The organism is Streptomyces sp. MMG1533, assembly GCF_001279775.1.
GTDB lineage: Bacteria > Actinomycetota > Actinomycetes > Streptomycetales > Streptomycetaceae > Streptomyces.
Genome location: NZ_LGDG01000001.1, coordinates 246186 through 258814, shown reverse-complemented (window position 1 = coordinate 258814; position 12629 = coordinate 246186). Strand labels below are relative to the sequence as shown.

Below are 12629 nucleotides of genomic sequence, written 5' to 3'. Positions count from 1 at the left end.
GGCACTGCGGAAAAAGGGGCGGACGCGGCGAGCGCGCCCGCCCCTGGGGCCGGTGGTTACCGGCCGGTGGTACCGCGCTGCAGACGGAGCGTCAGAACCTGGAAGGGGCGCAGCGAGACCGCGACCGCCCCGTCGCCGTCGATCTCCGCGGCCTCGTCCGCCAGTGGCCGCTCCAGGAGGTCGGTGATCTGGGCGCCGGCGAGCGGGAATCCGGTGCGCAGCACGCCCCGGGCACGACCGCCGCGCGACTCGTACAGCCGCACGACCACGTCGCCCGACTCGTCGTCGGCGAGCTTGACCGCCTCGACGGTCACGCCGTCGCCGTCCACGGACACCACCGGCTCCGGAGCGCCCGCCGCGTCCGCGATGCGCAGCGGCAGGTTGAGGGCGTAGCCCTCGGCGACCGCGTCGCCGATCGTGGCGCCCGGGAGGAGGGAGTACGTGAGCCTGTGCTTGCCCTGGTCGGCCTCGGGGTCCGGGATCCGCGGGGCGCGCACCAGGCTGAGGGCGACCGTGGTCGTCGTACCGCCGTCCTCGCGGACCGTGCGGGTGACGTCGTGGCCGTACGTCGAGTCGTTGATGACCGCGACGCCGTAGCCGGGTTCGCCGATGTGCACCCAGCGGTGGCCGGAGACCTCGAAGCGGGCCGCCTCCCAGCTGGTGTTGGTGTGGGTGGGCCGCTGGACGTGGCCGAACTGGATCTCCGCGGAGGAGTGCGCCGCCCGTACGTCCACCGGGAAGCCGGCCTTGAGGATCTTCTCGGCCTCGTGCCAGTCGATCTCGGTCTCGAAGTCGATGCGGGGGCTGTCGGCGCGGACGGTGATGGTCTGGGTGAGCGTCGAGCCCTTGCCGAAGGACCGCGTGACGCGGATCGCGCCGAGCAGGGGGTCGGCCGAGACGACCTCGACGGAGTCGGGGGACAAGAGGTCCGTGTAGCGGTTCTTGTAGTGCTTGTCGATGTCCCAGGCGTCCCAGTAGTTCGGGAGGTCGGTGTGCAGGCGGAGCAGGTTGCCCGGGCCGGCGAGGACCTCACGACCCGACCGTAGATCGAATACAGAAGACAGTGTTCCGTCTTCCGCAACCTGTACACGGACCAGGCCGTTGTCGAGGACCAGCCCCTCCGCCTTCACCGGCTGCGTGGGTCCGGCGTCGGTCAGCGGCGCGCTGCCGCTCGCGGGCACCTCCACATACGCCGGTGCCCCGTCGGCCGTACGGACGACCTCCGCGCGGTCGTAGGGGCTGGTGTTGAACACACGGGTGCCGCCGCCGCCCAGCGCCGCGACCGCCTCCGCCGTCAGCGCCTCCAGCTCCTCGGCCACCCGCGCGTATTCGGCCTCCGCCTCGCGGTGCACCCAGGCGATCGACGAGCCCGGCAGGATGTCGTGGAACTGGTGCAGCAGGACCGTCTTCCACAGCCGGTCGAGCTTCTCGTACGGGTAGGCGTAGCCCGGCGCGTGCAGCGCGGCCGTCGTCGCCCACAACTCGGCCTCGCGCAGCTTGTGTTCGCTGCGGCGGTTGCCCTGCTTGGTGCGGGCCTGGGAGGTGTAGGTGGCGCGGTGGAGCTCCAGGTAGAGCTCGCCGTTCCAGACCGGGGCCTCCTGGTACTCCTCGCGGGCCTTGGCGAAGAACGCGTCGGGATGCTCGATGACGACCTTGGGCGAGCCCTCCAGGTCGGCGAGCCTGCGCGCCCGTTCCATGATCTCGCGGGTGGGGCCGCCACCGCCGTCGCCCCAGCCGAAGGGTGCGAGGGAGCGTGAACCGCCGCCCTTCTCACGGTAGTTGCGGACGGCGCGGTCCATCTCCTCGCCGCTGAAGCGGGCGTTGTAGGTGTCGACCGGCGGGAAGTGGGTGAAGATGCGGGTGCCGTCGATGCCCTCCCACCAGAAGGTGTGGTGGGGGAACTTGTTGGTCTGGTTCCAGGAGATCTTCTGGGTGAGGAACCACTCGTTGCCGGCGAGCTTGGCGAGCTGCGGGTAGGCGGCGGTGTAGCCGAAGGAGTCCGGCAGCCAGACGCCCTTCGTCTCCACGCCGAAGTGCTCGATGAAGAACCGCTTGCCGTGGACGAGCTGGCGGGCGATGGCCTCGCCGCCGGGCAGGTTGCCGTCGGCCTCGACCCACATGCCGCCGACCGGGGCCCACTGGCCCTTCTTCACCGAGTCCTGGATGCGGGCCCAGACGCGGGGGTAGTTGTCGCGCACCCACTCGTACTGCTGGGCCTGCGAGCAGGCGAAGATGAAGTCGTCGTACTCGTCGGCCAGGGACGTCACGTTGGAGAAGGTGCGGGACGTCTTGCGCTTGGTCTCGCGGATCGGCCACAGCCAGGCGGAGTCGATGTGCGCGTGACCGACGCCGGAGACGGTGTGGGCGCTGGCGTGGGCGGGCTTGGCCAGGACGGGGGCGAGCACCTCGCGGACGGCGGCGGCGCTGCCGGAGACGTCGTCCAGGTCGAGGGTGTCCATGGCCCGGTCCAGGGCGTGCATGATCTCGTGGCGGCGCGGTTCGTGCTCGGCGAGGTGGACCATGAGTTCGCTCAGCACCTGGAGGTCCAGGTCGAGGTGCCAGACCTCCTCGTCGAGGACGGCGAGGTCGGCGCGCTGGAAGGTGTACAGCGGCTTGTCGCCCGCCGTCAGGACGTCGCCGAGCGGGGTCGGGGCCGAGAAGTTGTCGGCCAGGATGTCGGGGTTGGAGGCGGCCTCGACCAGGTAGTCGACCGTCTCGCCGCCCGTCGCGGGGTTGGCGATCGGCACGTACTGGTTGAGCGGGTTGACCGCCTTCAGCGGAGTCCCGTCCGTGAGGTGGACCAGCGCCTCGGCCTGGTTGCCGGGCCAGTCCCCCACGAAGCCGAGGTCGATGACCGCCTCGACGCGCTTTCCGGCCCATTCGGCGGGCACCTGGCCGCGCATCCGGAACCAGGTCGTGCCCCACGGCGGGCCCCACGGGGTGTCCATCGCGAAGGGCTCGTAGCTCGCGGCGGCGGCCTCCGCGAAGGAGACCGGCTCCCCCGGCGCCTGCCAGGCCTCGACCTCGAAGGGGACGGCGGCCGCGTAGATCGCGGGCTTGATGCGCTGGGTGTGGACGCGCTCGACGCGCTCCTCGATCCGGCGGCGTTCGTCGTGCATGAAGATCTCCAGGAAACCAGGAAGCCAGGAAAGGGGGGAAAGCGCTTACTGACCGCGCTTACTCAAGGTACGCCAGACCAGGGTGGACGTCGCTGTAACCCTCGACCAGCCGCCGGGCCACGTTGACCGAGTCCACCAGCGGGTGCAGCGCGAAGGCCTTCACGGCCGTAGCACGGGAGCCGGACTCGGCAGCGGCCAGCACCTCCCGCTCGACCGCCTTGACCGAGCAGACCAGGCCGGTGGCGTGGTCGGGCAGCGGGGCGACGGCGACCGGGTGCGCACCGTTGGCGTCGACCAGGCAGGGCACCTCGATGACGGCGTCCGCGTCGAGCACCGAGAGGGTGCCTTGGTTGCGGACGTTGAGGATCAGGGTCGTGCGCTCGTCGCGGGCGATGGCCCGCATCAGGGCGAGGGCCACCTTCTCGTAGCCGCCGGACAGGTCGTCGGCGTCGCGCTCGCCGGCGCCCGCCGTCTCCCGGTTCTCGGACATGTAGGTGGCCTCGCGCTCGGCGCGGGTGCGGTCCCAGGAGGCCAGGGCGGCCGCGTCGGGGCGCTTCATGTCCTCGTAGAAGCGGGCCTGCTGGTCGGCGAGGAAGGCGCCGCGGGTCTTCTCGGCCTGCTGGTAGGCGCGGACGGCTTCCCGGTTGAAGTAGTAGTAGTGCAGGTACTCGTTGGGGATCGCGCCCAGGGACTGCAGCCAGTCGACGCCGAAGAGCTTGCCCTCCTCGAAGGAGCCGAGCAGGTCGGGGTCGGCGAGCAGGCGCGGGAGCTCGTCGCGGCCGGCGACGCGCAGGCCGCGGACCCAGCCGAGGTGGTTGAGGCCGACGTAGTCGATCCAGGCCTCGCGCGGGTCGGCGCCGAGGACGCGGGCGATACGGCGGCCGAGGCCGACCGGCGAGTCGCAGATGCCGATGACGCGGTCGCCGAGGTGGCGGGACATGGCCTCGGTGACCAGTCCGGCGGGGTTGGTGAAGTTGATGACCCAGGCGTCGGGGGCGAGCCGGGCCACGCGCCTCGCGATGTCGACGGCGACGGGGACCGTCCGCAGACCGTAGGCGATGCCGCCCGCACCGACCGTCTCCTGGCCGAGGACGCCCTCGGCCAGCGCCACCCGCTCGTCGTCGGCCCGGCCCTGAAGGCCTCCGACGCGGATCGCGGAGAAGATGAAGTCGGTGCCCCGCAGAGCCTCGTCGAGGTCGGTGGTGGCGGTCACCTTGGGTGCGTCGGGCACCTCGGCGGCCTGCTCATCCAGTACACGGGCGACCGCATACAGTCGGCTGTCGTCCAGATCGTGCAGAACGACTTCAGTGACCCGCCCCTCGCCACGGTCCCCCAGCAGCGCCCCGTACACGAGCGGCACGCGGAATCCGCCGCCGCCCAGAATCGTCAGCTTCACGCCGCGCCCGCCTTTCCTGCTTGTCCCGCCAGAACCACGTCGACGCCGGCCTCCTCCAGGGAGGACCGCGTCGTCGCGTTCACCGGCGCGTTCGTCACCACCGCGTCCAGCTCCTCGGGACCGCAGACCTGCGCCATACCGGTACCCGGGAACTTCGCCGAGTCGGCGAGCAGGACGACCTTGTCACTGGACTTGATCATGGCCCGCTTCACCGGGACCTCGACGACCGTCGTGTCCATCACCTGCCCGCCCGGGCGCACTCCACTGGTGCCGAGGAAGAGCCAGTCGGCGTGCAGCTGGCGCAGGTTGTCCTCGGTGAGGAAGCCGACCAGGGAGCGGTACTCGCGGCGGACCATGCCGCCGAGCAGCACCAGCTCGATGCCCTCGTCGTCGGCGAGCTCCTCGTAGACCACCAGGTTGCTGGTGATCACGGTGAGGCGGCGACCGTGCAACTGGCGGGCCAGGCGGTAGGCGGTGGTGCCGATGTCGAGCAGCACCGACTGACCGTCGGCGACCATGGCGGCGGCGCGCGCGGCTATGGCGTCCTTCTCCACCACGCGCACCTCGGCGACCTCGGCGAAGGGCTGGTCGCCCTCGTCGGCCACGGCGCCGCCGTGCACCCGCGTCAGCAGGCCGTCCTCCTCGAGTTTGACGAGGTCGCGCCTGACCGTGGCGGGGCTCACACCCAGCTGCTCGGAGAGATCGGTCACGGCCGCGGGCCCGCCGGAGCGCAGGGCCCGCAGGATGAGTTGATGTCGTCGTTCTGCCAGCACGACGTGAACACTACTCGTCATCTTCAATCATTTCTATGCTCACTTCTGCTGAGGTCTTGACCAATGTCGCCGAGCAGCGCACGATTCCGGTCACGAAATGAAGAGTTTTGACGAGCTCGGCGGACGAGAGGATCTGCGCGTGGACGACGACCGGCCCGACGTGCTGCTGACCGGGCTGCTCTTCTACGACCTCGTCCTCACCGGTCTGGGCAGGCCGCCGACGCCGGGCGAGGAGATCTGGACGCAGGGTATGGGCTGCGGTCCCGGCGGCATCGCCAACCTGGCCGTCGCCGCCGCCCGCTTCGGTCTCAAGACCTCCCTGGCCACGGTCTTCGGCGACGACTTCTACGGCGCGTACTGCCAGGAGATCCTCGCCGGCCAGGAAGGCGTCGACCTCTCGCTCTCCCGCGTCGCGGACGGCTGGCACACCCCGGTCACCGTCGCGCTCGCACTCCCCCACTCTCAGCTTCGTACGAGCGGAGGGGCCCCCGTCCACGACCGGGCGCTCGTCACGCACGGCCAGGAACCGCCGTACTCGCAGGACGCGCTGATGGGCGACCCGCCCGAGGCGCGCTCGGCCCTCGTGCACCTGGACGCCGAGCCGCGCGCCTGGCTCGCCAAGGCCGCCGCGAACGGCACACAGATCTATGCCGACGTCGGCTGGGACCCCACCCAGGAATGGTCCACCGCCCTGCTGGACCAGCTCTCCCTGTGCCACGCCTTCCTCCCCAACGAGACCGAGGCGATGGCCTACACGCGCACCGACAGCGCGGTCGCGGCCCTCGGCACGCTGTCCGAGCTGGTTCCGGTGGCCGTGGTGACGCGGGGCGGCGACGGCGCGGTCGCCGTGGACCAGACCACCGGCGAGTACGCGGACGTGCCCGCCCTCGACATCGACGTCCTGGACGCGACGGGCGCAGGCGACGTCTTCGGCGCGAGCTTCGTCGCGGCCTCGCTCGGCGGCTGGCCGCTGGAGGAACGGCTGCGGTTCGCCGTCCTGGCCGCGGGGTTGTCCGTAGGGCATCACGGTGGCGCGCTGGCCGCCCCCGGCTGGTACGGCGTCGACCGCTGGTGGCGCTCCCTGACGGACCCGGAGGTGAAGCGGGCGTACGGCTTCCTGACGGAGCGGCTGCCCGACGACGCCGGTCCGCCCGTCCAGTACGCCCCGGTCACGCCTCCCGCACGGCAGCACTGACCGCCCCTACGCGTAAGACCTCCGAAATCCCCCCTCGTATGCGAAGTTTCGAACAGATCCGAAAGGCGGTGGGAGCTGTGCGGCTCTCACGAAGAGGCCTCCTGCGCGCGGGCCTGGCCGGCACGGCCGCCACGGCGCTGGGCGGCCTGGCGTCCGGCTGTGCCGTTCCGACCGGCTCGACGGGCCGGAACATGGTCCTGTGGTACTGGAGCGGCGGCCTGAGCGACACGGTCGTCAAGGAGGCCAAGGCCCGCTACGACAACACCGTCACCCTCAAGGCCCAGCAGATCGGCGGCTACTACCGGTCCAAACTGATCACCACCATGGCCGGCCGCTCCCACATCCCCGACATCGCGGGGCTCAAGGGCGAGGACATGGCCTCCTACCTGCCGAACGCCGACCAGTTCATGGACCTGCGGACGCTCGGCGCCGAGAAGTTCAAGAACCAGTACCTGGACTGGAAGTGGCAGCAGGGGGTCGCCGACGACGGCAGCCTCGTCGGCTTCCCGATCGACGTGGGCCCGGTCGTGCAGTTCTACCAGAGCGCCGTCTTCGAGAAGGCCGGGCTGCCGTACGAGCCCGACGAGGTGTCCAGGGAGCTGGACACCTGGGAGAAGTTCTTCGCGGCGGGCGAGCAGCTCAAGAAGCGCATCCCCGGCGCGTTCATGCTCACCGACGTCGGCAGCGTATTCGAGATGTCGCTCGGCCAGGGGACGACGCGGTTCGTCGACAGGGACCGGCACTTCATCGGCGACGGGAAGCACGTCCGCGACTGCTGGGACCGGGCCGTGGAGGCCAAGCGGCGCGGGATCGTGTCGAACATCGTGGCGGGCACGCCCGACGCGAACTCGGCCATGGAGAGAGGGCTGCTGCCCAGTGCGCTCAACGCCTCCTGGGCAGCCGGCGACCTCAAACTCGGGGTGCCGAAGACCAAGGGCAGGTGGCGGGTGGCCGGCTGTCCGGGCGGCCCGTCGAACGTCGGCGGCTCGTTCCTGGCGATCACCAAGGCCTGCCGGGAACCCGAGCGGGCCTTCGAGATCATCACGTGGATCCTCAACGCCGCCAACCAGGCCCAGGGCTTCGTCGACGCCGGACTCTTCCCGTCGACCCCCGCCTCGTACGACATGAAGAAGCTGCGCGAGCCCGACCCGTTCTTCGGCGACCAGATCACGATGGACGTCTTCGGACCGGCCGCCGAGAAGATCCCGGTCTCCTACAACAGCCCGTACGACATCGCCCTCGGGCAGCCCGTCCGGGACGAGATCAAGAACGTCGGCGTCCTCGGCAAGAACCCGGACAAGGCCTGGAAGGACGCCATGAGCAAGTGCCGGCGCATAGCGGACCACCTGGGGGTGAGTTACTGATGGCTACCATGCCCGTGGTCGAACAGCCCCCGGCGGTCGTGGCCGGGACACCGGTCGTCCACCCCAAGAAGAGCATCCTGAGCTACTGGCGTCTGTACGCCGCGATATCGCCCTTCTATCTCCTCTTCCTCGCCTTCGGCCTGATCCCCGTCGGCTTCTCGCTCTACCTCTCCTTCCACCGCTGGGACGGTCTCGGCTCGATGGAGTGGGCGGGCCTGTCGCAGTACCGCTATCTGCTGGCCGACAGCGACTTCTGGAGCTCGATCGGCAACACGGTCATCATCTGGGCGCTGGCCACCTTCCCCATGATCGCCCTGGCGATGGTGACGGCCGTGATGCTCAACTCGGCCGTCCGCTTCAAGAACGTCTACCGCTTCGCGTACTTCCTGCCGAACGTCACGTCGATCGTCGCGGTCGCGATCATCTTCGGTTCCATCTTCTCCACCAACTTCGGCCTGATGAACGCTCTTTCGCAGGCCGTCGGTCTTGACCAGGTGGCCTGGCTGAACACCCCGTGGGGCATCAAGGTCGCCATCGCCACGCTGATGACCTGGCAGTGGACCGGCTACAACGCGATCATCTTCCTCGCCGGGCTCCAGACGGTCCCGGGCGAGCTGTACGAGGCGGCCCGTATGGACGGCGCCGGTCCCGTGCAGACCTTCTTCCGGATCACGCTGCCGATGCTGCGGCCGACGCTGCTGTTCGTGCTCATCGTCTCGACGGTCACCGGACTGCAGAGCTTCGCCGAGCCCCAGGTGCTGCTGCAGACCACGGCGAACGAGTCGACGTTCTCGGGCGGCCCCGACCACGCCGGCCGCACCATGGTCCTCTACTTCTTCCAGCAGACCTTCGACAACAACGACTTCGGCTACGGCGCCGCGGTGGCGTGGGGCATCTTCCTCGTCGTCATCATCTTCTCGATCATCAACTGGCGCCTGGTGCAGCGCCGGGACGAAGAATAGGAAGGCCGGTCACCATGGCAACCATCAAGGGTTACCGGAGCCGGGGCATAGCCCTCCACGCGGTCCTGGTCATCGGCCTGCTGCTGTCGGCCTTCCCGTTCTACTGGGCCGTGATCATGTCGACGCACACGTCGACCGAGATCTTCTCCTATCCGCCGAAGCTGCTGCCCGGTTCGCACTTCCTGGAGAACGTCCGCCACCTCTTCGACAACATCGACTTCTTCGGGTCGATGTTCAACTCGCTGCTGGTCGCGGTGTCGGTGACGGTGCTGGTGCTCTTCTTCGACTCGCTGGCGGCGTTCGTCTTCGCCAAGTTCGAGTTCCCGGGCAGGCGGCTGCTGTTCGCGCTGATGATGGCGATCTTCATGGTGCCGGCGCAGCTGGCGGCCATTCCGCAGTTCGTGATCATGTCGAAGATCGGCTGGATCGGCACGATGACCGCCCTGATCGTCCCCGCCGCGGCCAACGCGTTCGGCATCTTCTGGATGCGCCAGTACATGAAGAGCGCGATCCACGACGAGCTGCTGGACGCCTCGCGGATCGACGGCGCGAGCTTCCTGCGCCAGTACTGGCACGTGGCGCTGCCGGTCGTCCGCCCCGGACTGGCGTTCCTCGGCATCTTCACCTTCATGGGCCAGTGGAACGACTACGCCTGGCCCCTGATCGCCCTCACCAACCCGGACAACGTGACCCTCCAGGTCGCGCTCTCTCAGCTCAACGGCACCCAGGGCACCACCGACTACGGAATGGTCATGACCGGCGCGCTCCTCGCCCTCGTCCCGCTGCTGATCGTGTTCGCGATCGGCGCCCGGCAGATCATCGGCGATCTCGCGAAGGGGGCCGTCCGCGGATGACGAGCGATCCCCTGATCGCCCTCCGCCCCTGGGAGGCACCCGAGGTGACCTCCTGGGGCCGGCTGCCGATGAACGCCACGGACCGCCGCGCCGGGGCACTGGGACTGGACGGCGACTGGCGTTTCCAGCTGCTGGCGGCGCCGGACGCGCCGGTCACGGACGTGTGGTCGTCGTCGTACGTCCCCGGTGTCTGGACCATGCAGGACACCGACGACCTTCCGCAGTACACCAACGTCCGTATGCCGTATGCAGCATTCCCTCCACTGTCGCCCGCCGACAATCCGACGGGTGTGTACGAACGCACGGTGGACGTGCCCGCCCAGTGGGCGGGACGGCGGATCGTGCTCCAGGTCGGCGCCGCCGAGAGCGTGCTGCTGGTGCACGTGGACGGGCGGCCGGTGGGCATCTCCAAGGACTCCCATCTGGCCGCCGAGTTCGACCTGACGGGAGCGGTGCGCGCCGGCGAGCGGGCCGTCGTACGGCTGACGGTCGTGAAGTGGTCGGACGCCTCGCACATCGAGGACCAGGACCAGTGGTGGCACGGGGGCATCACGCGGTCGGTGCTGCTGTACGCGACGGATCCGCTGCACCTCGCCGACGTGACCGTGCGGGCGGGGCGGTACGGCGACCTGCGGGTCGACTGCCGGGTGCGGGACGCGGGCGGTGCGCTGCCCGAGGGGTGGTACGTCAGCGGGGAGCTGGACGGTCAACTGCTCACACAGGACACGGAGTTCGACCGGGCCAACGCCGACGACGACCGCGTCTCCGACTTCCTCGGCGAGGCTCGGCTGCTGACCACCGTCCCGGACGTGCGCGCCTGGAACGCCGAGACGCCCGAGCTGTACGACCTGACCGTGCGGCTGCACCGCGCCGACGGCACGGTCGCCGACGCCTCGCGCCACCGGATCGGCTTCCGGGACGTCGAGATCGTCGGGCGGGACCTGCTGGTCAACGGAGAGCGGGTGTTCGTCCGGGGCGTCAACCGGCACGACTTCCATCCGCTGACCGGGCGGACGGTGTCGTACGACGACCTGCGCGCGGACCTGGTCCTGCTGAAGCGCTTCGGCTTCAACGCGATCCGCACCTCGCACTACCCGGGCGATCCGGCGCTGTACGACCTCGCCGACGAACTGGGCTTCTACGTCGTGGACGAGGCGGACATCGAGTCCCACGACCACGCCCACGAGATCGCCGACGACCCGCGCTATCTGAACGCCTTCGTGGACCGGGTCTCGCGGATGGTGCTGCGGGACAAGAACCACCCCTCGGTCCTCATCTGGTCGCTGGGCAACGAGTCCGACTACGGCGCGAACCACGACGCGGCGGCGGGCTGGGTGCGCCGGCACGATCCGACCCGGCCGATCCAGTACGAGGGCGCCGCCAAGCTCGGCTGGGCGGACCCGGAGCTCGCCTCCGACATCGCCTGCCCGATGTACGCCCCGCTGGAGGACTGCGTCGCACACGCGCTGTCCGGCGAGCAGACCAAGCCGCTGATCCAGTGCGAGTACTCCCACGCGATGGGCAACAGCAACGGCACCCTCGCGGACCACTGGGCGGCCATCGAGTCCACCCCGGGTCTTCAGGGCGGCTTCATCTGGGAGTTCTGGGACCACGGCATCCTTCAGCGTGTGAACGACGGAAGACCGGTCGGGCGAGGGGGCGCCGGACTCTATGACAACGGTGTCGCCGCGCCCGGCCACCGCTGGGCGTACGGCGGCGACTTCGGGGAGCGGATCCACGACGGCGCGTTCATCGCGGACGGGGTCGTCTTCCCGGACCGGACGCCCAAGCCCGTGATGTACGAGCACCGGGAGATCGCGGCGCCGGTGCGGCTGGAGTGCTTCCGGCACGAGGGCATCGTCATCGGCAACCACCAGCACTTCCGCTCACTGGACTGGCTGTCCGCGGAGTGGAGGCTGGCCCTGGCCGACGGCGGCACGCTGACCGCTCCGGCCGAACTCCCCGATCTGCGCCCGGGCGAGACGGCGGCGGTGCCGCTGCCGTTCGAGCTGCCTCGCGACGGCGGCGAGGCGTGGCTGACGCTGCGGGTCACGACCGCCGACGACGAGCCGTGGGCGCCGCGCGGGACGGTGGTGTGTCTGCCGCAGGTGCGGCTGCGCGCGGCTGAGCCGAAGCGGTCCGCCCCGGTGGTGCAGAACCGTTCCGTCGAGGTCGACGGGGAGGGGCTGCTGCTCCATCCCCTGCTCGCCTCCGCCCCCGTTCTCTCACTGTGGCGGGCGCCCACCGACAACGACGAGCTGGGTGGCATGGCTCTGCGCTGGCGGGCCTGGGGGCTGGACACGCTGGTGCGCAAGGTCGTCGACGTACGCCGGGCGGCGGGGCAGGTCACCGTGCACACGGAGTACGCGGCGGAGCCGGGCGTCGTCCGCCATGTGCAGGTGTTCGCGCCGGTCGAGGGCGGCATCCGCGTCGAGGAGCGGGCCGAACTGCCGGACGGGCTCGCCGATGTGGCGCGGGTCGGGTCCGTGTTCGAGACGGTGCCGGACCTCGACCTGATGGAGTGGTACGGGCAGGGCCCCTGGGAGTCGTATCCGGACCGCGGCTTCGGCGCACCCGTCGGCCATCACTCCGTGCCCGTGGACGAGTTGTTCACCCCCTATCTGCGTCCGCAGGAGAGTGGCGGGCGTTACGGCGTACGGCAGTTCACGCTGTCGGCGCCGGACGCCACCGGTCTGTCGGTCGTGCTGGACGAGCCGCGGCAGGTGTCCGTGACCCGTTACCGGGCCGAGGATCTGACCGCCGCGACACATCACGACGAACTCGTCCCGCGGGCGGGGTGCGTCGTCCATCTCGACGCGGCCCACCGTGGACTGGGCACCGCCTCGTGCGGGCCCGACACCTCACCCTCGTATCTCGTCCCACCGGGCGTCCATCGCTGGAGCTGGACCCTGCGCACTCTCTGACCCACCCCCCACGCCTCCTCTGTCACCTCTTACGCAGTGTTA

8 protein-coding genes are annotated in these 12629 nt (G+C 70.0%); 5 read left to right on the top strand and 3 right to left on the bottom strand.

The annotated features are described in order from the left end of the window. Nucleotides 1-56: 56 nt before the first annotated feature. The 3 genes from ADK57_RS01095 to ADK57_RS01085 are packed head-to-tail and all read right to left on the bottom strand — an operon-like array spanning nucleotide 57 to nucleotide 5288. Complete coding sequence (locus ADK57_RS01095; protein ID WP_053747378.1) at nucleotides 57-3119, bottom strand: alpha-mannosidase; 3063 nt, start codon at nucleotides 3117-3119, stop codon at nucleotides 57-59. Between the two features lie 58 nt (nucleotides 3120-3177). Further along, the gene (locus tag ADK57_RS01090; protein WP_053747377.1) at nucleotides 3178-4515 is read right to left on the bottom strand and encodes a 6-phospho-beta-glucosidase; all 1338 of its coding nucleotides are present in this window, start codon (nucleotides 4513-4515) and stop codon (nucleotides 3178-3180) included. After that, nucleotides 4512-5288, bottom strand: a complete 777-nt coding sequence (locus ADK57_RS01085; protein WP_053747376.1) for a DeoR/GlpR family DNA-binding transcription regulator — start codon at nucleotides 5286-5288, stop codon at nucleotides 4512-4514. The genes ADK57_RS01090 and ADK57_RS01085 overlap by 4 nt, the downstream gene beginning before the upstream one ends. 139 nt (nucleotides 5289-5427) lie before the next feature. Between ADK57_RS01085 and ADK57_RS01080 the strand changes: the two genes are divergently transcribed. The 5 genes from ADK57_RS01080 to ADK57_RS01060 all read left to right on the top strand — a co-directional run bounded on the left by ADK57_RS01080 (nucleotide 5428) and on the right by ADK57_RS01060 (nucleotide 12587). Continuing rightward, a complete protein-coding gene (locus tag ADK57_RS01080; RefSeq protein ID WP_053747375.1) occupies nucleotides 5428-6483 on the top strand; it encodes a carbohydrate kinase family protein in 1056 nt (351 codons plus the stop codon). A gap of 77 nt (nucleotides 6484-6560) precedes the next feature. After that, nucleotides 6561-7847, top strand: coding sequence for an extracellular solute-binding protein (locus ADK57_RS01075; protein ID WP_053747374.1), 1287 nt, complete (start codon nucleotides 6561-6563; stop codon nucleotides 7845-7847). After that, the gene (locus ADK57_RS01070; protein ID WP_053747373.1) at nucleotides 7847-8809 is read left to right on the top strand and encodes a carbohydrate ABC transporter permease; all 963 of its coding nucleotides are present in this window, start codon (nucleotides 7847-7849) and stop codon (nucleotides 8807-8809) included. Before ADK57_RS01075 ends, ADK57_RS01070 begins: the two co-directional genes overlap by 1 nt. A gap of 14 nt (nucleotides 8810-8823) precedes the next feature. Continuing rightward, nucleotides 8824-9663 (top strand): carbohydrate ABC transporter permease, encoded by an 840-nt coding sequence (locus ADK57_RS01065; protein ID WP_053747372.1) that lies wholly within the window; start codon nucleotides 8824-8826, stop codon nucleotides 9661-9663. Further along, nucleotides 9660-12587 carry a glycoside hydrolase family 2 TIM barrel-domain containing protein gene (locus ADK57_RS01060; protein WP_053747371.1) on the top strand — a complete coding sequence of 976 codons (2928 nt, stop codon included), beginning with the start codon at nucleotides 9660-9662 and terminating at the stop codon, nucleotides 12585-12587. The genes ADK57_RS01065 and ADK57_RS01060 overlap by 4 nt, the downstream gene beginning before the upstream one ends. Nucleotides 12588-12629: the final 42 nt, after the last annotated feature.

What these genes read in the sequence shown, in the direction of transcription:
- ADK57_RS01095 (WP_053747378.1), bottom strand. Translation starts at nt 3,119, where the DNA reads ATGCACGACGAACGCCGCCGGATCGAGGAGCGCGTCGAGCGCGTCCAC.
- ADK57_RS01070 (WP_053747373.1), top strand. Translation starts at nt 7,847, where the DNA reads ATGGCTACCATGCCCGTGGTCGAACAGCCCCCGGCGGTCGTGGCCGGG.
- ADK57_RS01065 (WP_053747372.1), top strand. Translation starts at nt 8,824, where the DNA reads ATGGCAACCATCAAGGGTTACCGGAGCCGGGGCATAGCCCTCCACGCG.
- ADK57_RS01060 (WP_053747371.1), top strand. Translation starts at nt 9,660, where the DNA reads ATGACGAGCGATCCCCTGATCGCCCTCCGCCCCTGGGAGGCACCCGAG.